This is a genomic window from Streptomyces sp. NPDC087428 (assembly GCF_044744085.1).
In the GTDB taxonomy this organism is placed as follows: domain Bacteria; phylum Actinomycetota; class Actinomycetes; order Streptomycetales; family Streptomycetaceae; genus Streptomyces.
Genome location: NZ_JBIUXR010000002.1, coordinates 100,422 through 118,833 on the forward strand (window position 1 = coordinate 100,422; position 18,412 = coordinate 118,833).

The following is an 18,412-nucleotide window of genomic DNA, read 5'->3' on the forward strand; positions in this document are numbered from 1 at the left end:
GGGCGCCGGCGGTCACGGCGTGACGATGGCGAAGTCGGGGTCGGGGGTGTCGAGCAGGCCCACCAGGGTGGCGAGGACCCGCGGGTCGCCCTGGACGCCCACGCCGTCCAGTCCCTGGCCGGCCAGGACTCCGAGCAGTTGCGGCTTGGTCAGGGTCAGGGCCAGATCGGCGGCCGGGTCAGGCCCGCCCGTGCCCTGGGCGGTACCGGTGCTGCGGTGGGTGAGTGCTCCGTTGGACAGCAGCAGGTGCCAGGTGCGGCCCTCGTCGGTGACGTTCCAGGTCATGGTCAGCTTCTCGTCCCATGCGCGGGGGCCGTCGACGCGGACGGCGAGCGAGTCGATGAGCATGTCGACGGTCAGGGCCATCGCCATCTCGGGGTTGGTCGTCTCCAGCGCGGTGTGCGCGATCGTGCCGCGCAGTTCCTGGGCGCCCATCAGGTAGAAGTTGCGCCAGGTACCGTTCTCCGCGCCGTGGCCGAGCTTCTCGTACACGGCGGCCAGCGCGTGCCTGGCGGCCGGGTCGTCGGGGGCGGCGAAGACCGCGTGCCCGAGCAGCGTCGCGGCGAAGCGCAGGTCACCGGAGGCGGCGTACTCCTCGCCCTTGGCGACCAGTGCGGGCACGCCGCCGTAGTCGGCGGCGAACCGCGCGGCCTGCTCGGCCGGCGGGTGCTCCCACAGGTGGGCGGGGTTGCCGTCGAACCAGCCCATGTAGCGCTGGTAGACGGCCTTCACGTTGTGGCTGACCGAGCCGTAGTAGCCGCGGTTGGCCCACCGGTTCGCGACCGCCGGCGGCAGTTCGAACCGCTCGGCGATCTCGGCCCCGGTCAGTCCCTGGTTGGTCATGCGCAGGGTCTGGTCGTGGAGGTACGCCCACATGTCCCGCTGGCCCGCCAGGTGTTCGACGATGCGTTCCCGGCCCCAGGTGGGCCAGTGGTGGGAGGCGAACGCGATCTCGGCCCGGTCGCCGAACAGTGTGATCGTCTCGCCCAGGTAGTGCGCCCAGACGCGGGTGTCGCGGACCACCGCACCGCGCAGGGTCAGGATGTTGTGCATGGTGTGCGTCGCGTTCTCCGCCATGCACAGGGCGCGCCGGTCGGGGAAGTAGAAATTCATCTCCGAGGGGGCCTCGGTGTCCGGTGTCATCTGGAAGACGATCCGTACCCCGTCGACGGTCTCCTCCTGGCCGGTGCGGGTGATGTCGACCGTCGGCGGCACGAGGGTGATCGTGCCCTTGGACGTCGTCATGCCCAGGCCCGCGCTGATCTGCCCGGCGGGTCCCTTCTCCAGTTCCGCGCCGTACATGTAGACGGCGCGGCGGGTCATCGCGCCGCCCGCGTACACGTTCTCCGCCACCGCGTGCTCCAGGAACCCGGCCGGGGCGAGCACCGGTACGGGTGCGTGGCCGTGCGGCAGAACCCCGCGGGAGCCGCCGAAGTGGTCGCCGTGCGAGTGGGTGTAGATCAGCCCGGTGACGGGGCGGTCGCCGCGGTGTTCGCGGTACAGGGCGAGCGCGGCGGCCGCCGTCTCCGCGGAGATCAGCGGGTCGATGACGACGACGCCGGTGGCGCCCTCGACCAGGGTCATGTTCGACAGGTCCAGGTTCCGGACCTGGTAGATCCCCTCGGTCACCTCGAACAGGCCCTGCTTGTTGCACAGTTGACTCTGCCGCCAGAGGCTGGGGTGCGCGGTGCGGGGGCAGTCCCCGTCGAGGAACGCGTACGCCTCCCCGTCCCAGATCACCCGGTCGTCGTCGGTACGGATGACCGCGGGCGAGAGGGCGGCGACGAAGCCCCGCTCGGCGTCCTCGAAGTCTGACCGGTCGGTGTAATCGAGATCACTCATAAGAAACAAATAGCCTAAAAGTGTTCAATTACCCATAACCGCATCGCGGATCGAGCGAGTTCTCTTTGGGAACGGACTGTGGCAGCATGTTCTCCGCAGGTCGATCCAGTTGAATGACCGTCCTACGTGACGGAGGAACCCCATGCCCCAGCGCACCAGCCTGGCCGACGCCGACTGCGCGATCGCCCAGGCGCTCGATGTGGTCGGCGACTGGTGGACCCTGCTGATCGTGCGGGACGCGGCGCGCGGGGTGCACCGTTTCGACGCCCTCCAGCATGAACTGGGCGTGTCCCGCAAGGTCCTGACCGAGCGGCTGCGGCTGCTGGTTGAGGCGGACGTGCTGTCCAGGGAGCCCTACCAGGACCGGCCCGCCCGGTACGAGTACCGGCTGACCCCGCGCGGCCGCGCCCTGCTGCCGGTACTGATCGCGCTCCAGGACTGGGGCGACGCCTGGGTGACGGGAGACGGAGCGACCATGGCGACCGCACAGGAGTCCTCGCGGGAGGCCGCACGGGTGCACGCACTGGTGGGCACCCGGCTGCCGGAGCTGAGCCTGCCGTTCCACACCGGCGGCGAGCACGACCCGGTCGCCGCGGCCACCCCGTACACCGTCCTGTACTTCTTCCCCGGCGCCTACGCCCGCCCGGAGTCGTATCCGCCGGACTGGTCCGGGATTCCCGGCGCCCGGGGCTGCACCCTCGAATCGTGCACCTACCGCGACCAGCTGGCCGAGTTCACGGCGGCGGGCGCGACGGTGCACGGCGTCTCCACCCAGCGCCCGGACGAGCAGCGGGCGTTCGCGGAGGCGGAGCGGCTGCGCTTCCCGCTCCTGTCGGACGCCGGGCTGGAGCTGACGGCGGCGCTGCGGCTGCCGACGTTCCGGGCCGCCGGGATCAGCCGGCTGAAACGGCTGACGCTGGTGGTGGACCGGGACCGCACGGTCCGCGAGGCGCTGTACCCGATCACCGACATCGAACAGAGCGTGCGGGCGGCGCTGGCGGCGGTCCGGGCCGCGGGATAGACGCTGATCCAGCAGTCCCGTCGGCCCGATCCCGCGCCGCACCGCCCCGGCCGCGTCCGCTCAGCCGGTGATGCGGCCCAGCATCTCCCGTGCGTACGCCTCGTCGTAGACCCCGCCGGTGAGCAGGACCTGGAGGCAGATCCCGTCCATCAGCGCGACCAGGGCCCGCGCGGTGGCCGGATCGGTACGTGCCGCGAGGAGTGCGGCCGTGTCGTCGGTCCACTCGGCGGCGACCGGCCGCAGCGCGGGCCTGCGCAGGGCGGCGAGGTAGAGCTCGTACTCCAGCTCCGCCCGGCCCCGCCCGCCGCCGAAGAACTCGCCCAGCAGACGGGCGAGTTCGGCCGCGAGGTCGGCGGCCGGGTCGGCGAGGGCGCGGCTCTCCCGCATGAGCCCGGCGAAGTTCTCGTTCGACCTGCGGAGCGCGGCGGTCAACAGCTCGTCCAGCGAGGCGAAGTGGTACGTCGTCGAGCCGAGCGGCACATCGGCCTCGGCCGCGACGGAGCGGTGACTGAGCCCGGCGATGCCCTTGGCGCCGACCACCCGGATCGCCGCGTCGATGATCCGGGTGCGCCGCTCGGGGTCGTACCGCCGTGCCATCAGTGCGCACCGCCCAGGTTGAGCACCACGACACCGGCGATGACCAGCGCGATGCCCGCGACCTTGACCAGGTTGCCGGACTCCCCCATGAACAGCATCCCGATGACGGCGACGGCGGCGGTGCCGATGCCGGCCCAGATCGCGTAGGCGGTGCCCATCGACATGGTCTTGAGGGTCTGGGCGAGCAGCGAGAAGGCGAGCAGATAGCCGACGACGGTGATCAGTGAGGGCCAGAGCCGGGTGAAACCCTCGCTGTACTTCATGGCGGTCGTCCCGGCCACCTCCGCCGCGATGGCCGCGGCCAGCAGTCCATATCCCATGTGTACGAGTGTACGCATCGGCCGGTGCGGAAAGCCCGGGGCCGTCCGGGCACCGGGGGCGATACGGTGGTCCGTCCATGTACATGACCGACTGACGGGCGGAGCAGCAGTGGCGCAGGACGCAGGGTGGGGCGGCGGGCCGTACGGAGGCGCGCCGTACGGGGGACCTCCCGGAGGGCCGCCCGGTTGGGGCGGCTGGGGCGGTGGCTGGCTGCCGCCCAAGCCCGGGGTGATACCCCTGGGGCCGCTGAGGCTCGGGGACATATTCAACGGCGCGTTCTCCACCGTGGGCCGTCACGGCAAGCAACTGTTCGGCGTCGGCGCGGCCGTGTACGGCGGGGCGTTGGCCGTGGTCGTGGCAGCGGTCGCGATCGCCTACTCGGCGACCTCCGACCACCTGCACCGGATGTTCTCGCTCAGCTACGACGAGAACCCCAGGCCCGATGACTGGGCACCGGTGGTGATCGCCCTCTGCGCGGTCGCGCTGGTGTGCCTGATCGCGGCCGTGCTCTCCACGGCCCTGATGTACGCGGCCGTACCCGCGGTCCTCCAGGAAGCGGTCCTGGGCCGGCCGACCACCTTCTCCGCCGTCTGGCGGCGGGCCTGGGCACGGGTGCCCGCGTTGATCGGGACGGTGTTCCTGAGCTGGGTGATCGCGATGATCCCCCTCATGCTGGCCTGGTCCGGCGTCGTCGCCCTCATCATCGGCCTGGCGAGCGCGGGCGGCGACGACGGTGTCTCGGTCACCCTGGTCGTCGTCGGCATGCTCGGCGCCCTGGCGACAGCGCCGCTGGCGGTCTGGCTCTGGGTGAAGTTCAGCCTGGCGCCCTCGGCCGTGGTCTTCGAGAACCAGGGCCCCATCGCGGCGCTGCGCCGCTCGTCCGTGCTGGTGCGCGGCGACTGGTGGCGGATCTTCGGCATCAGCCTGCTGGCGGGCGCCATCGCGGGGGTCGCGAGCTATCTGATCCAGCTGCCGTTCACGTTCCTCGGCATGTTCTCGGGGATGCTCGGCTCGGCGAACCTGGGCGACGACCCGAACCCGGCCTCGATCGTGGTCGCGATGAGCGGTTATCTGATCGCCGTCATGATCGGACAGCTCGTCAGCCAGCTGATCGTGGCCACCTTCCCGCCGCTGGTGACCGGACTGCTGTACGTGGACCGCCGCATCCGCGCCGAGAACCTGGGCCCGGTCCTCGCCGAGGCCGCCGCGGTACCGCCGCAGTACGCGGGCTGAGTCCGCCCGGTCCCCGCTCGGCGCCTCGCTCGCGGTGCCCGGCAGCCCCGCCGGAGCGACATCGGCCTTCCCAACCGACGGGCGGCGAGCGACAATGCGTGTCAGCGGCGGGACCGCAGCACGGTTCCGTCGGACATTACGGGGGGACACATGATCGTTGTCATCGCCATGGTGGCCGTGCTCGCGGCGGCCGTCTGCGGGTGCCTGGTCGTACTCCGGCGCAGAGGCGGTTCGGGGGAACGCGGCGCGCTGGAGCGCGGGGCGGCGCAGCAGGGGCTCGCGCAGGGTCTGGGGACAGGGAACGCCCAGAGGCAGAACACGGGCCCGTTCTGAACTCACGCACGTTCTGCACTCACGCCCGTTCTGGAACCCGTCCGGCGGATCGGGCCGGTGGATCGGGCCGGTGGATCGGGCCGGTTACCGGGTTACCGGGTCACTGCACCCCGCGCGGCCGGAACTGGACGCTGATGCGCCCTCCGGCGGACCGGGCCGACTTGGGGATGGCGTGCTCCCAGGTCCGCTGGCACGAGCCGCCCATCACGATCAGGTCGCCGTGCCCCAGCGGGCGGCGGACGGTAGCGCCGCCGTCGCGCGGGCGGAGCAGCAGGTCGCGGGGGGTGCCGACGGAGAGGATGGCGACCATCGTGTCCTCGCGGGCGCCCCGGCCGATGCGGTCGCCGTGCCAGGCCACGCTGTCGCGCCCGTCGCGGTAGTGACACAGCCCGGCCGTCGTGAACTCCTCGCCGAGTTCGGCGGCATAGTGCGCGGACAGGGCCCGGCGCGCCTCGTCGAGAACAGGGTGCGGCAGCGGTTCGCCGGCCCGGTAGAAGGCGAGCAGCCGGGGCACGTCCACGACCCGCTCGTACATCTCCCGGCGTTCCGCCTTCCACGGGACGTCCGCGGCCAGCCGCTCGAACAGCACCCCGGCGCCGCTGAGCCAGCCCGGCAGCAGGTCGATCCAGGCCCCGTCACCGAGGACGGTCCGCTGAATCCCGTCCAGCGGGCCCAGGCGCACGTCGTCGCTCTGGTCGAAGAGCGATCCCTGGAGCTGGTGCGTTGCCATGGGACCAGCCTACGCACGAATCGAACAGATGCACGAATCCGGCTCGCGCGGCTCCGCCCGGACGCAAGCGGACCGGTGCGGCGCAGAGGGCCTCACCCCTTCGCTCTCAGGGGTGAGGCCCTCCGTGTGCCGAGCGTGCGGCACTACCGCCGGTCGGTTCAGCCGGTGATGCCCTGACGCCTGCGGCGCATCCACCACATCAGGGCCGCGCCCGCGACGACGACCGCCGCGGCGACACCCGAGATCAGCCCGACCGGAGTGTCGGAGCCGGTGTCGGCGAGGCCGCCGTCCGGGTCCGGCCTGTTCGCCGGCGGCTGGGTGTTCCCGCCGGCGTGGGTCGGGGCCGGGGCCGAGGTCGACGGGTGGTCACCCGGCGTGCTCGGGTCGGGGCCGGGCTTCGTGGGTGTGGGGGTAGGAGTGGGCGTGGGCTCGGGGTTCTCGCCGTCGCCCTCCGTCGGCTTCCCGCCACCCAGGTAGAGGGTGTCGGTCTCCTGGTACGAGACGTCATCGGACTGGAGCGACGTCTTGGTGGTGGTGTCCAGGGTGCGGTGTTCGACGTTGAACCGGGTGCGGGAGATGTTCTGCTTGGGCTGCTTGGAGAAGTCCACGCCGCCGACCCCCAGGTTGTGGACCTGGCCGCCGTACTCCAGCTCGAACCACTCGATGCCCTCCTTGAGGGAGTCCATGTAGCGCTTGTGGACGCCTTCGCGGGTCCAGTTCTCGTTGGGCGCGCGCAGCGGCCACGCGGAGGCGTCGTTCGAGTCGATGATCTTGTGGAAGTCGGTCGGTGACTTCGCGTCCTGCTGGCGGACGTACTCGGCGGCGACGCGGGCGGTGTAGACGGCGCGCAGGTCGGCGTAGTCGGCGTCGGTGTTGACCCGCTCCTCCACCAACGGCAACACGTTCGCGCGGACGTTCGCCTCGATGGCGTGCTTCTGCGTGTCGGTCAGGTCCTTGCACTCGGCGGAGCCGGGTGCCTGCCACTCGACGTCCAGCCACTGGGTGGACACCTTCAGGGGCGCGTCGAGGATGTAGATCCCGCCGTCCTGCTCACGGACCTGGGCAGGCTTGGGCTCGATCCAGAAGCGCACGCCGGGGAAGCAGGGCATGCCGTTCTGTCGGGGCGCGGTGTCCCAGTACCGCTTGGCGCCGGCGTGCTTGTCCGGGTTGAGGGCCTCCGCGAAGTCGTGCTTCATCTCCAGGTCGGATTCGAGCAGGACCCGGCCCGCGTCGGTCTTGCCGAACGTGGCGTCCATGACCCGGTCGGGCTCGTCCGGGTTGAGGTTGACCCAGAACTTCTCCGGCGTGAGCGCGAGCCAGGTGAACAGCGCGTCGGAGGAGAGCTGCATCCGCGCCTCACCGCCGAACCCGGGGTTCTCGTCGGGGTCGGGCATCTGGTCGGCACGCATGGAGTACTGCATACCCTTGCCCTTGCCCAGGCCGCCGACGTAGCGCAGTTCCAGGGTGGTGAAGTCGACGCCGCCCGGACCGCCGCGCGGGAGGGTGCCCCGGGTGTCGAGCCGGCGGGCGTCGGCCTGGATCTTCTTGGCCTCCTCCAGGGTCTTCCCGGAGCCGTTGATGCGGTCGTTCAGCGGGCCGCGGGTACCGCAGTTGGAGGCGGCGGCGAGCCGTGTCCCGCCCTGGCCGCCCTGACAGCCGGGGGCGAACCACCTCTGGTGGTCGGAGTAGTCCTTGATGGGCTTGGTCCGCGGGACGGGGTTGTAGGTCCGCTGGTTGCCGCGGACCTGGTTCGTCAGGCCGGGCCGCAGCCGGTTGACGTACCGGTTCAGGTTGTCGATCTTCTTGCGCTGGGTCGCGGTGAACGCCTTGGCACCGGTGACACGGAACTTGTGGTCCGGCATGAGCCGGGCGACCTGCCGGTCCTTCGCGAGCTGCTTGTTCGTCAGCTCCGAGTTCGACTTGAACTCGTTGAACTCCTTGGTGCGCTTGTTGTAGGCGTCGTACCTGCGGGTGTCGACGACGTTGCCCTGGGCGTCGATGAGTTCGACGGTGACCTCGCACAGCCAGTCCGGCCCGACCAGGCGGAAGTCGCGGACGAGCTGGCGCTCGAACGACGATCCCTTGTGGTTGTTGATCTGGTTGCGGATGAACCGTTGCTCGAACCAGTGGTCGAAGGTCAGGCCCTCCTTGTTGTGGAAGTACCGGGCGTAGATCTCGAACCTGCGGTCCTCCGGGTCACCGGACCTGTCCGCGATCTTCTGCCACGCCTTGTAGTTCTTCTCGGTGTCGTTCGGCACCTTCGACATCGCCTCGGCCTTGTTGGCGGCCGTCGGCGGCTTCACCCCGTCGTACGCCCTGCCCGGCAGTTCGTAGTTGAAGTTCTTGGGCTTGCCCTGCCAGGCGGAGAAGTTCGAGCCGGTGGGGTCGTCGGGAAACCCCGAGTTCTTCGGCGTGCTCTGTTCCGCGCGCCCCAGGTTCTTCGTATCGCAGCGCTGGGCACCGGGCTTGATCCTGGCCGAGACGGCGCGCGGCGCGGCGGTGGCGGTGCCGGCCTCCATGCCGGGCAGCCCGGACATGGTGATCGCCGAGGCGATCCCGAACGCGGCCAGCACACGGCCGGCCAGACGCCGGCGCTCGGGTATCCGTAATGCGGTGTTCAAGGGTGACCTTCCCTCACGTGTGGGGCCTTGAGGGCATAGGGGCGACGCGTAAGGCCCCCGTGACGTGTACGCGTCGCCTATGCACCCTAGACCGAACCACCGGCAGGCAAAGAACGGTTAAAGGGCGTGTCGCCAAGCCAACTCACGCACTCATCACGGTCATTGACGATCACTCAGATACTGAAGTACAGGCTTTCCATGTGGCTGGTCGCGTGCTCGCTGTGCCGCACGCGCAGCGAGGAGGCGTCCAGATCGGCCCTGCCCCACGGGTCCGCGCCCCCGAGACATGCCGTGGCGAGGGCGCCCCAGTCGTTCTGGTTCGGCTCGTCGTCCGGGTCGAAGTACACATCGAGGTCTTCGAGGGCTTCCACGGTGATCCCGAGAGCGGACATCACCCCTTGCGGGTCGCCGGTCACGACGAACGGTTCGTCACCGGGCCAGCCGCAGGCATGGAACATGGTCCCGGCCGGCAGCCACACGAGATCCTCCGTGTGCTCGGCACCGCAGTGCACCTCCACCCGGCCCACGATCCGCGCGTCGGGGAACCGCTCACGCAGCCGGGTGGCCTCCGCGAGCAGCGGCATGTCGTTGCCGTCGTCCGCGAACGCCGGATCGGAGACCGACATGACACTCCCCCACACCCCCACCCGGACAACATCCAGATCGGCCCTCGTGGCGACCGTGACCGGGTCGCTCTGCCTACGGGGTCCGAGATCCTCGATCACGTCGTCGATCGTTCCCAGGGAGCGGGCGAACTCAGCTGCTCGGTCTGCGGAGTTGGCGGGCAGCTCACCGGCATCGACGGTGAACGGCGGCTGGAGGACGGTCAGTTCGTAGCGGCTGCCGCTGCCCTGGGTCATGCGCTCGGGAGGCAGGGTCCAGAAGTCGGTGTCAGACATGCCCGTCACCGTAACGGGTGGCTTCGGCGGGGAGCCCCTTCTCAGCTGCCGAGGCAATCGGATCGATCGTGAGGTGTTTGGGCCCACCTCCCCCCTCGGCACCCACCGGATCGACCTTCCGCACAGCGATGCGGAACCCGCTTGAGGACATCCACCGCCGGATCGCGGTCGCCCTGGCTCCACGCCCTTGAATCGGGCTGAAACCGCCAGGTCGAATTACTCACTCGAATGAGTGGTGACGCTTTGGCGCCGGCGCCCGGGAAGGGAATCACTGCCACCCTGACCTCACGAGTCATTACTCGTGGACCGGGTCGCGGTGGGTACTCGATTCGCCCACCGCACGAGAAAGTTCGAGGTCTTGATATGCCGGATAAATCCATCATCGACAGCAAGGCCCAGCATTACTACAACGTGTTCCATCACGAGCGCGACGGCTGGGTCAGCGTAACCGACGTGTACGCCTGGGTGGGCCGCACGACCCAGGAATTCAAGCTCACGCCAGGAACCGCCCCGGCCAGCGCACTGCAGAGATCCCTACTGGAGTACTGGAATAGATTGTTTGCCCCTATGGACACAGACGGGGACGGCGTCGTATCACGCGACGAATTCCTGGCCGGGTTTGTCAGCCTGGAGAACAAGCCGGATGATTACGCGCGGATCGTCACACCGTCCGCCAAGGTCTTCGTGGCCACTGCCGACGTCGACGGGGACGGCGAACTCGACAAGTCCGAGTTCAAGCGCCTGTTTCAGTCCTCTTTCGCACTGAGCGACGAAGACATCGACGTGTCGTTCGCCGACATCGACACCGACTGCTCCGGCTCCATCTCAACTGACGAGCTGAGAGCGGCCATTCGCGTGTTCCACAGCAGTACTGATCCGAACGACCGAGGTCACCGCCTCCTGGGAGCCCTGCGTTCCTGAGCCGACCGAACCGGACAGGCCCCTCTCGTCCAGAGCCCCTCGCCATCGGGGCGCTGATTTCCACTCGGCACCGGCGATCAGAGGGGTCCGCTGGTCCAGCGTCGAGCTGTGCTCAGGAACAACACGCCAGGAGAAACGACCGTGACCACCCATCTGGGGACAACCAAGGCGCCGCTAGTGACAGCGCACGCCAAGCGCATCGTGGCCGAGATCGGTGTGCTGAACAATCCGTACTTCCGAACGCTGGTGGACGGAAGCATGTCATTGGAGAGCTTCCGTACGAGCCAGGAGCAACTAGGTTTCGCCGTGACCTACTTCGCCCGTCCGATGGCTGTGCTGGTGTCCCGGATCGAGCACCCCGCGGATCGCGTCGGCATCCTGGGCAATGTCGTGGAAGAACACGGCGGATTCCGCCCTCAGGAATTCCACCACGAGACCTTCCGCGGATTTCTGGCCGGCATCGGCAGCGACACCGCACGGCTGAACAGCCTGAAGATGATACCGGCTGTCCACGCGTACAACAGCGTTCTCAGTGCGGTGTGCACGTGGGAGGACCCGCAGGTAGGAATTGGCTGCATGGGCGCGATCGAGTACGCATTCGCCTCGGTATCGGCCATCACGGGTAGCGCGGCGGTGAACCGCGGTTGGGTCGCACAAGCCGATCTGATGCACTACGGCCTCCACTCCGAAATCGACGAACAACACGCGGAGGACTTCTTCCTGCTGCTGGAACCCCACTACCAAGATCCAGCCGCCCGACGCCGAATCGACCAGGGCCTCGGCCTGGGCGCGTACGCACTGAACCGCCTCTACAGCGATCTGTCCGAACTGGGCCGTTCACAGCAGAACTGAACTGATCACGGCTGGGCAAGCAGGAAGGCTGCGAGCACGGTGAATTCGTCAACGCCGACGAGCAGCCGGCAAGCCGTCGATGTCGAGGCCACAGGGCCGAACACCTCTGCCTGGTCGCGCGCGGCCGAAGCGGTCTGAGCGCAGTGGGATCAGGGGATGCGAGAGACGTCATGATCCGGGAGACCCGGAGGGCTCAGGGGCCGTCGCGCCGACCGCAAGCAGAAGGCGGCACCACCGGTACGACTGGTGGTGCCGCCTTCTGGCGCGTCCAGGTACTCGCGCGAGGACGAACGGACCCACCCCAATGGAGCTTTTTTGTATGCCAGTTACCAAAAGCGGCCCGTGCGGCAGGGCCGTTCCCGGAGGTTCCTGTTGCCTTCAGGCCATCGCCGAACGTGACCGGCCCGGCCCGCACAGAGCGAGCAACGAGCGCGCGTCAGACGCCCTTCAGAACACGGTCAAGTGCCGCCCGGCCCGCAGGTCCCCAGTGCGGCTTGCCGCCGGGGAGGCCCTGATCTCCGTTCTGCCCCATGAGCATCAGGAAGAGGCTCTTCATGGCGGCCAGCCCGCGGGCACGCCGGATCGCCGCCTCGTCCGCACGCGCGTACGTGTCGAAGAACCGTGAGGCCGTGCCCGCGGGCAGCAGCACCCAGGCGGCGGCGAGGTCCCACGCCGGATCGCCGGCGAGCATGTCACCGAAGTCGACGATGCCCGAGAGCGTTCCGTCCGAGACGACGACGTTCGCGGGGTGGAGGTCGCCGTGCACCCACACCGGCGGGCCCTCCCACGCGGGGGCCGCGACGGCGTCGTCCCAGACGGCCCGGACGTCGGCGGCGATGCCGTCGAGGGCAACACCCCGGAAGAAGACCTCGAAGTCGTCCGTGCAGTTCCCGGGATGGCCACCGCGGCCCGTGGAGACCGGCGCCTCGGGCGGCGCCTCCACATGGAGCGCCCGGAGGAAACCCGCCAACGTGTCGGCCGCGTGGAAGCCGCGGCTGATCGAGCCGTGGTCCAGCGGCTCGCCGGGAACCCACGTCATCACGGTCCAGTGCTTGGGGAAGCGCTCGGACGGTTCACCGAACCGCACGGGGGTCGGCACCGGGAGCGGCAGGCGCGGGGCCAGCACGGGCAACCAGCGCCGCTCCTTGAGCTGAAGCTCCGGGGTGGGGTCCATGCGCTGCATACGCACGGCCAGCTCGTCCCCGAGGCGCCACATCTGGTTGCCCCAGCCGCCCGCCACCTCGCGGATGGCCAGCCCTGCAAGGTCTGGATGCTGCTCCCCCAGCAGGTCGCGGACCAGGTCTGCGGTGATCTCGATCTCGGTCATGCGAAGCCACAGTACCGAGGCGGAGGAAGATCCGTCGCCCCCGCCCACAACTGGCCGAGCCCTGGCGAGTGAGGCGTCCGAGGCGAGCGCGGGTGACGTTGACCGATGCCTCGGGCGCCGCGTTCTCAGCTGTGCGGCGGGAGGGACTTCACTCGATGAAGACCCTCACGGAGTCGGGGCTCCCGTTGTTCTGGTTGACGCCGACGAAGAAGTCGCTCCCAATGTGGGTGACATCTTCGATCTCGTCGGTCAATTCGTTCCCCGGGATTCCGATATCGCTCTCCACGTCGCCCCCGGACCAGTTGTACTGGTACACCCAGTTCCACCCGGTAGCGGGCGTTGAAGTGTTGATGGACTTGGTGTTCCAGATGTAGTTCTCAGAGCAGTCAATGCCTTGGTCGGAACGATTGCCGTGAGTCGTCAGGTTGCTCTTCACCAGCGTCCATCCGCTCGTCAGCGAACCGGCGCCGGGATGGGTCCACAGGTTGCCCGAGCGGCGGGCAGCATATTTGCCGGCTCCGTCGGCCGCCGTCGCGCTGTAGCAGAGGCCGCTGATGTTGCCGATGGGCAGATGGACCACCTCGCTCGCGCCAATAGATCCCGACGGGTCGAGGTGAGTGATCGTCACATCAGGGCTCGGGTAGGCCGATTGGCTTCCCTGGGTGGCAATCAAGGCGGGACCCTGGCCCCGATAGTTCGCGTGGTAGGCGAGGTCGTTACCGTGGCCGAGTGCGGGTATGGAGGTCGGCACCCCGGAGCAGATCCAGCTGGCACCGTCCCAGGTCGAGCCGTCGCGCAACCATCGGGACAGGACAGGCTCCGCCCCGCCCGCCTTGGTGAAAATGATGTAGAGCTGGCCGCCCGGCCCCGCGACCATGCCTTGCATGACGGTGCGGCCTGCCCTGCATGCACTGCTGTTCGGGATGTTGAGCCGTTCTGCCCCACTCCTGTCCCCAGCGGCGTAGGCAGACGTGGTCGAGGCAGTGGCGATTCCGGTCAAGAGTGCCACTACGGACGCGAAACTCAGCAGTTTCTTCACTCGGTGCCTCTCCTTTGTGGATGAGGAGGAGGCTAGCATCAGGCGCATACCCTGCATCCGAGGTGGCGTCAACCCGGCTGAAAAGTAACCGTTATGACCGATCGTCAATTCAAATCGCTGGGAGCCCGGTTCACGTTTCGGGGAAGTCGTGAGCGCGATCTCCCCGTCAGAAACCGACGGGCTACCAGTGAACCTTTTCCACCTTGATCAGCTGGCGAGTTCGAGGGCGACGACGGCTCGGACGACGGCTGTGATGCGGGTGGTGCTACAGCGGAGCTTCCGCAGAAGCCGCCAGGACTTGAGGATCGCCATGGCGCGTTCACCGAGGCTGCGGATCTTCGTGTGGTCCCGGTTGTGACGTCGGCGCCAGCCGCGCAGGTGCTTGCCACGGATCGGGACACGGATCGCGGGGCCGGCGCCCTGATACGCCTTGTCGGCCCAGCACTTGATGTCGTCTGCGGCGAGGGCGGCGGGAATGCCGTGGGCCCGCGCCGCGGTCAGGCCGTGTGTGGCTCCCGGCAGTGCGTCCGAGGCCCAGATCAGGCGTCCGGCGGGATCGGCGATGACCTGCACGTTCATCCCGTGACGCTTCTTCTTCCCGGAGTAGTACGGCCGGTCTGCGGCGATGCGGTCGATCGGCAGCACGGTGCCGTCGAGGATCACGTACGCCTTCTTCCGGACGGACGTCATGGCCTGTTCCAGCGTGGGCGCGAGGGCGGCCAGGAGATCGACGGCCTCGCGTATGTAGCGGTAGGCCGTGGCGATCCCGATTGCGGAAGCCCGCGGCGAGACGGGCGTAGGTGTCGCCGCAGCGCAGGTGGGCCAGGACGAGCAGGGCCTGCTGGGCCACAGGTGAGGCGACGCCACCGGGAGCCGATCCGACGGCGGTGACCTGCGAGGAGACCGGAGAGGTGCTGCAGGGCACGGCTGGACAGATCGATACCGGAAGGGTAGACAAGCACGCGAAAGCTCCTGGCGGACTGGTGATCTTGGTCGTGAACCCGTCTACCAGGAGCTTTCTTCATGCCCGCCGCCGGGGCTGCCGGTCCACCCACCCGTCAGGTTGGGGTAGCGCCGGGGTAAGCCCAAAGGCCACCAGTTCTTGATCTTGGTGGGTCTCTTCAGCTCTCAGGGTGGGCCGCGAGACCGTTGACGCGGTTCTCGTACTCGCGGCGGGCCTTGCGCTGGGCCGGGACTGCCGTGGTGCTGTCGAGGACCTGGCAGCGGTCCAGGAGTTGGCGATGAACCGCGGGTACGGCAGTGGCGCGAAGGGTGTAGCCCTGGCCGCGCCGTACGGCCTGGCCCTCGTCGAGCGAGGCTCGCTCGGCGTCGTCCAGCTCGGCGGCGCGGAGGAAGTCGGCGACCTTGCCCGGCATGTCGAGGACGACTGGCGTTTCCGGGGCTGGGGCGCCTGGGGCGGCGGCTGTGTAGTCGGGCAGGAGGTCGGCGACGGCGGTACGGATGGCGCCGCGGCTGACCTGGTGGTCGCGGGCGAGCGCGGCGATGGAGCGGCCTTCCAGGTATGCGGTGCGCACGGCTTCGGCCTTCGCGGCCGGGACGGCGGGGCGGCGCCCGCCCTTGTTGCCCTTCGCCTCGACGGCCCGCAGCCCGTCGTACGTCAGCTCCCGCTGGAGGTCGCGCTGGAGTCCGCCGGCGGCGGCGAGGGTCTGCACCATGAACTTCACGGTAGACAGCAGCTCTCCGGTCGCGGGTGGCGGGCGGTGAGGTCCATCGAGGAGAACGCGCCGTCGTGGATGCGCAGGGCGAGGCGGTCGCGGTGCAGGATATCGAGCACGTCGAGAATGTGGCCCGTGCCCCGGACCAGGCGGAACATCTCGGAGATGTGCACGGTGTCTCCCGCGCCGCGCGTACGCGAGGAGATCACCGAACTTCGTGCGCTCAAGCGGATGGAGGCGGCTGGAAGTGCCGGCCTCCTCCTCGAAGACGACCGGGTCCTCGATCCCGGCCTCGTCCAGGACGAGGTTCTGGCGGTCGGTCGACTGCTGGTCGGTCGACACCCGCTTGCAGACCAGGTTCGCCACCGAGAGGCCCCCTCCGTACGGAGGATCGGGCCCTATCTGTCGTCAAACCCTGTCAGCAATCACCATCGGATCTGATTGGATTCGCGCCGCCTCGAAGCCCCTGATTGCACGGGTTCATTGGACGCGTCGGCTGCCTGTCGTCAAACGTTTGTTTGACGACACCCGAGCGAGTCCGACGGGCACCAGCCTCGCGCTGCGGAGGTCTCCCTTGCCGAATGGGCGACTTAGAGAGCTATAGTGATAGGCAACTAGGTAAATGGAGGAACGGGTGATTGAGTTCCACCTGAACGGCCGGTCCGGCCTGTCTCCCTATCAGCAGCTGGTCCAGCAGGTCCGCCATGCGCTGCGCCTGGGCCTGCTGAAGGAGGGGGACAAGCTGCCCACGGTCAAGGACGTGGCAAAGCAGATCGCGGTCAACCCGAACACGGTGCTCAAGGCGTACCGCGAGCTGGAGCACGAGGGGCTGGTCGGCGCCCGTCCGGGCGTCGGGACTTTCGTGACCCGCACGCTGGCCGACGGCACGCTCGCCGCGCACGGCCCGCTGCGCAAGGACCTCCAGCGCTGGCTGACCAAGGCCCGTCTGGCCGGACTCGACGAGGAAAGCATCGAGGCACTGTTCATGAACACCTTTCGTAACGCAGCCGGAGAGGACGTAGCGTGAGCGCCGTCTTACGGGCCCAGGCACTGGGCAAGAAGTACAAGCAACGCTGGGCGCTGCAGAACTGCGATCTGGACGTTCCGGCCGGCCGGGTGGTGGGCCTGGTCGGGCCCAACGGGGCGGGCAAGTCCACCCTGCTGAACCTGGCCTCCGGCATGCTGACCCCGACCGCCGGCACCATCGAGGTGTGCGGAGGCCGTCCAGCCGAGGGCGTGGAACAGCTGGCCAAGGTCGGCTTCGTCGCCCAGGACACCCCGACCTATGCGTCCTTGAGCGTCGCCGACCACCTCGACTTCGGTCAGCGGCTTAATCCGAACTGGGACGACGCCGTGGCGCGGGACCGGATCCGTCGGCTCGGCCTGGACCCGAAACAGCGGGCCGGGAAACTGTCCGGGGGCCAGCGGGCGCAGCTCGCCCTCACCCTGGGCATCGCCAAGCGGCCCGAACTGCTCATCCTGGACGAGCCGGTCGCCGCCCTCGACCCGCTCGCCCGGCGAGAGTTCATGCAGGATCTGATGGAGGCAGTCGCCGAGCACGAGATGAGCGTCGTGCTCTCCTCGCATCTCGTCTCCGACGTGGAGCGGACCTGCGACTACGTCATCGTCCTGGTCGACTCCCAGGTGCAGGTGGCCGGCGACATCGACGACCTGGTCGTCTCGCACCACCGGCTCACCGGCCCGCGCCGTGACCCGGCCACGTTTCCCTCGGGCCAGCACGTCATCTCCGCCAGCCACACCGACCGGCAGACCACTCTCCTGGTGCGCACCGACACCGCGGTCCACGATCCTTCCTGGAGCGTGACCCCGCTCGGCCTGGAAGACATCGTCCTGGCCTACATGACGCGCCCCGCGGATGCCTTCCGCGACACCCGACCCACCCTTGAGGTGCTGCGATGATCTGGCTGACCTGGCGACAGTTCCGCACCCAAGCCACGGTCGTGTATCTCGCCCTGGCCTTCCTCGCCGTGCTCCTCGCGGTCACCGGCCCGCAGCTGGCCGACCTGTACGCCAGTGCCGGGGACGACCTGTTCGGCCGGATCACCAGCGCCGACCAGACCGTGTACTACCTCGGCCTCGTCATCGTCCTGCTCGTACCGGCCGTGATCGGCATGTTCTGGGGCGCACCGCTGATCACGCGTGAGCTGGAGACCGGCACGTACCGCCTGGCGTGGAACCAGAGCATCACCCGTACCCGCTGGCTCGCGACCAAACTCGTTCTCACCGGCGTGGCCACCATGGCCGCTGCCGCCCTGGCGTCTGTGGCGGTGACCTGGTGGAGCGGTCCGATCGACCAGGCCGTCAACAGCGGCGGGACCGGCGCAGATCCCTTCTACCCGCGCATCGATCCCCTGGTCTTCGGTGAGCGCGGCATCGTCCCGATCGGCTATGCCGCCTTCGCCTTCATGCTCGGCGTCACCCTTGGTGTGCTCATCCGTCGCACCGTGCCCGCGATGGCTGCCACCCTCGCCACGTACGCCGCCATCCAGATCGCCATGCCCCTGTGGGTCCGGCCGCACTTGGCCCCGTCCGTCGATGTCACCCTGTCGTTCACCCAGGCCAAGCCGGTGAACATCGGCATCGACGCCGTGCGCGAGGTGGACTTCGGCCAGCCGGGCGCCTGGGTCCTGTCCGAGCAGACCGTCAACGCCTCCGGCCGACCGGCCGCCCTGCCCGAGTCGCTCACCGACTGCTCCTCCATGTCGGACTGCGCCGCCAACCTCACCAAGGCCGGGTACCGGCAGCAGGTCTCCTACCAGCCCGCCGGCAATTTCTGGACCCTTCAGTGGGTCGAGACCGGGCTCTACCTCGGCCTCGGCCTCGCCCTGACTGGGTTCTGCGCCTGGTGGATCCGCCGCCGACTGACCTGACAGAGGCCAGTGCCACTACAGGAGTGACCGTGAGGGGCAACCGAGGCTGGCTGCCCCTCACGGTCGCCAGAGTCCTTTCACCGTTCAAGATCAATCTTGCCGATCCCGA

Annotated in this window: 18 protein-coding genes and 1 pseudogene; 8 read left to right on the forward strand and 11 right to left on the reverse strand. The window is 68.8% G+C overall.

Translation table 11 applies throughout. The features are described 5' to 3' along the window. Positions 1-12: 12 nt before the first annotated feature. Positions 13-1,842: an alkyl/aryl-sulfatase gene (locus ACIO3R_RS04185; RefSeq protein WP_402103144.1), complete on the reverse strand. Its 1,830-nt coding sequence runs from the start codon at positions 1,840-1,842 to the stop codon at positions 13-15. Between the two features lie 142 nt (positions 1,843-1,984). Between ACIO3R_RS04185 and ACIO3R_RS04190 the strand changes: the two genes are divergently transcribed. After that, on the forward strand, positions 1,985-2,863 hold the full coding sequence (locus tag ACIO3R_RS04190; RefSeq protein WP_402103147.1) for a winged helix-turn-helix transcriptional regulator: 879 nt from the start codon (positions 1,985-1,987) through the stop codon (positions 2,861-2,863). A gap of 60 nt (positions 2,864-2,923) precedes the next feature. Here ACIO3R_RS04190 and ACIO3R_RS04195 read toward each other — a convergent pair whose 3' ends face one another. Together ACIO3R_RS04195 and ACIO3R_RS04200 are read right to left on the reverse strand one after the other, a co-directional pair. Then, the gene (locus ACIO3R_RS04195; protein ID WP_385036289.1) at positions 2,924-3,460 is read right to left on the reverse strand and encodes a TetR/AcrR family transcriptional regulator; all 537 of its coding nucleotides are present in this window, start codon (positions 3,458-3,460) and stop codon (positions 2,924-2,926) included. Beyond that, on the reverse strand, positions 3,460-3,780 hold the full coding sequence (locus ACIO3R_RS04200; RefSeq protein WP_244318124.1) for a multidrug efflux SMR transporter: 321 nt from the start codon (positions 3,778-3,780) through the stop codon (positions 3,460-3,462). The genes ACIO3R_RS04195 and ACIO3R_RS04200 overlap by 1 nt, the downstream gene beginning before the upstream one ends. Before the next feature lie 109 nt (positions 3,781-3,889). Between ACIO3R_RS04200 and ACIO3R_RS04205 the strand changes: the two genes are divergently transcribed. Both ACIO3R_RS04205 and ACIO3R_RS04210 read left to right on the forward strand, forming a co-directional pair. Next, positions 3,890-5,014, forward strand: a complete 1,125-nt coding sequence (locus ACIO3R_RS04205; protein ID WP_402103150.1) for a hypothetical protein — start codon at positions 3,890-3,892, stop codon at positions 5,012-5,014. Positions 5,015-5,164: 150 nt separating this feature from the next. Next, positions 5,165-5,347: a hypothetical protein gene (locus tag ACIO3R_RS04210; protein WP_363021553.1), complete on the forward strand. Its 183-nt coding sequence runs from the start codon at positions 5,165-5,167 to the stop codon at positions 5,345-5,347. Positions 5,348-5,447: 100 nt separating this feature from the next. Here the strand turns inward: ACIO3R_RS04210 and ACIO3R_RS04215 are convergent, their stop codons facing one another. From ACIO3R_RS04215 to ACIO3R_RS04225, 3 genes are all read right to left on the reverse strand, one after another. After that, on the reverse strand, positions 5,448-6,077 hold the full coding sequence (locus ACIO3R_RS04215) for an alpha-ketoglutarate-dependent dioxygenase AlkB (protein ID WP_402103153.1): 630 nt from the start codon (positions 6,075-6,077) through the stop codon (positions 5,448-5,450). 158 nt (positions 6,078-6,235) lie between these two features. After that, on the reverse strand, positions 6,236-8,698 hold the full coding sequence (locus ACIO3R_RS04220; RefSeq protein WP_402103155.1) for a hypothetical protein: 2,463 nt from the start codon (positions 8,696-8,698) through the stop codon (positions 6,236-6,238). 173 nt (positions 8,699-8,871) lie between these two features. Beyond that, positions 8,872-9,597 (reverse strand): DUF6333 family protein, encoded by a 726-nt coding sequence (locus tag ACIO3R_RS04225; RefSeq protein WP_402103158.1) that lies wholly within the window; start codon positions 9,595-9,597, stop codon positions 8,872-8,874. A gap of 363 nt (positions 9,598-9,960) precedes the next feature. Here ACIO3R_RS04225 and ACIO3R_RS04230 point away from each other — a divergent pair, with 363 nt between their 5' ends. Both ACIO3R_RS04230 and ACIO3R_RS04235 read left to right on the forward strand, forming a co-directional pair. Then, the gene (locus ACIO3R_RS04230; RefSeq protein ID WP_385352665.1) at positions 9,961-10,518 is read left to right on the forward strand and encodes an EF-hand domain-containing protein; all 558 of its coding nucleotides are present in this window, start codon (positions 9,961-9,963) and stop codon (positions 10,516-10,518) included. Between the two features lie 141 nt (positions 10,519-10,659). Further along, positions 10,660-11,370, forward strand: a complete 711-nt coding sequence (locus ACIO3R_RS04235; protein WP_402103161.1) for a TenA family transcriptional regulator — start codon at positions 10,660-10,662, stop codon at positions 11,368-11,370. Positions 11,371-11,806: 436 nt separating this feature from the next. On the opposite strand, the gene ACIO3R_RS04240 is transcribed toward ACIO3R_RS04235, so the two are convergent. From ACIO3R_RS04240 to ACIO3R_RS04260, 5 genes and pseudogenes are all read right to left on the reverse strand, one after another. After that, positions 11,807-12,697 carry an aminoglycoside phosphotransferase family protein gene (locus tag ACIO3R_RS04240; RefSeq protein ID WP_402103164.1) on the reverse strand — a complete coding sequence of 297 codons (891 nt, stop codon included), beginning with the start codon at positions 12,695-12,697 and terminating at the stop codon, positions 11,807-11,809. A gap of 148 nt (positions 12,698-12,845) precedes the next feature. Beyond that, positions 12,846-13,736, reverse strand: a complete 891-nt coding sequence (locus tag ACIO3R_RS04245) for a hypothetical protein (RefSeq protein WP_402103167.1) — start codon at positions 13,734-13,736, stop codon at positions 12,846-12,848. Positions 13,737-13,943: 207 nt separating this feature from the next. Beyond that, positions 13,944-14,698 (reverse strand): annotated as a pseudogene (locus tag ACIO3R_RS04250) (transposase family protein). A gap of 159 nt (positions 14,699-14,857) precedes the next feature. Then, complete coding sequence (locus tag ACIO3R_RS04255) at positions 14,858-15,412, reverse strand: resolvase (RefSeq protein ID WP_402103170.1); 555 nt, start codon at positions 15,410-15,412, stop codon at positions 14,858-14,860. 5 nt (positions 15,413-15,417) lie between these two features. Then, positions 15,418-15,585: a hypothetical protein gene (locus ACIO3R_RS04260; RefSeq protein WP_402103173.1), complete on the reverse strand. Its 168-nt coding sequence runs from the start codon at positions 15,583-15,585 to the stop codon at positions 15,418-15,420. A 449-nt stretch (positions 15,586-16,034) separates the two neighbouring features. Here ACIO3R_RS04260 and ACIO3R_RS04265 point away from each other — a divergent pair, with 449 nt between their 5' ends. From ACIO3R_RS04265 to ACIO3R_RS04275, 3 genes are read left to right on the forward strand one after another with little or no spacing between them, the layout of a single operon-like run. After that, positions 16,035-16,439: a GntR family transcriptional regulator gene (locus ACIO3R_RS04265; protein WP_401933920.1), complete on the forward strand. Its 405-nt coding sequence runs from the start codon at positions 16,035-16,037 to the stop codon at positions 16,437-16,439. Beyond that, the gene (locus ACIO3R_RS04270; protein WP_402103176.1) at positions 16,436-17,332 is read left to right on the forward strand and encodes an ABC transporter ATP-binding protein; all 897 of its coding nucleotides are present in this window, start codon (positions 16,436-16,438) and stop codon (positions 17,330-17,332) included. The genes ACIO3R_RS04265 and ACIO3R_RS04270 overlap by 4 nt, the downstream gene beginning before the upstream one ends. After that, on the forward strand, positions 17,329-18,303 hold the full coding sequence (locus ACIO3R_RS04275; protein WP_402103178.1) for a transporter: 975 nt from the start codon (positions 17,329-17,331) through the stop codon (positions 18,301-18,303). Before ACIO3R_RS04270 ends, ACIO3R_RS04275 begins: the two co-directional genes overlap by 4 nt. Positions 18,304-18,412 lie beyond the last annotated feature (109 nt).

Bases quoted from the DNA above. Each gene is read 5' to 3' on its own strand.
- ACIO3R_RS04185 (WP_402103144.1), bottom strand. From the start codon at position 1,842: ATGAGTGATCTCGATTACACCGACCGGTCAGACTTCGAGGACGCCGAG.
- ACIO3R_RS04190 (WP_402103147.1), top strand. From the start codon at position 1,985: ATGCCCCAGCGCACCAGCCTGGCCGACGCCGACTGCGCGATCGCCCAG.
- ACIO3R_RS04195 (WP_385036289.1), bottom strand. From the start codon at position 3,460: ATGGCACGGCGGTACGACCCCGAGCGGCGCACCCGGATCATCGACGCG.
- ACIO3R_RS04200 (WP_244318124.1), bottom strand. From the start codon at position 3,780: ATGGGATATGGACTGCTGGCCGCGGCCATCGCGGCGGAGGTGGCCGGG.
- ACIO3R_RS04210 (WP_363021553.1), top strand. From the start codon at position 5,165: ATGATCGTTGTCATCGCCATGGTGGCCGTGCTCGCGGCGGCCGTCTGC.
- ACIO3R_RS04215 (WP_402103153.1), bottom strand. From the start codon at position 6,077: ATGGCAACGCACCAGCTCCAGGGATCGCTCTTCGACCAGAGCGACGAC.
- ACIO3R_RS04225 (WP_402103158.1), bottom strand. From the start codon at position 9,597: ATGTCTGACACCGACTTCTGGACCCTGCCTCCCGAGCGCATGACCCAG.
- ACIO3R_RS04230 (WP_385352665.1), top strand. From the start codon at position 9,961: ATGCCGGATAAATCCATCATCGACAGCAAGGCCCAGCATTACTACAAC.
- ACIO3R_RS04240 (WP_402103164.1), bottom strand. From the start codon at position 12,697: ATGACCGAGATCGAGATCACCGCAGACCTGGTCCGCGACCTGCTGGGG.
- ACIO3R_RS04255 (WP_402103170.1), bottom strand. From the start codon at position 15,412: ATGGTGCAGACCCTCGCCGCCGCCGGCGGACTCCAGCGCGACCTCCAG.
- ACIO3R_RS04265 (WP_401933920.1), top strand. From the start codon at position 16,035: ATGGAGGAACGGGTGATTGAGTTCCACCTGAACGGCCGGTCCGGCCTG.
- ACIO3R_RS04275 (WP_402103178.1), top strand. From the start codon at position 17,329: ATGATCTGGCTGACCTGGCGACAGTTCCGCACCCAAGCCACGGTCGTG.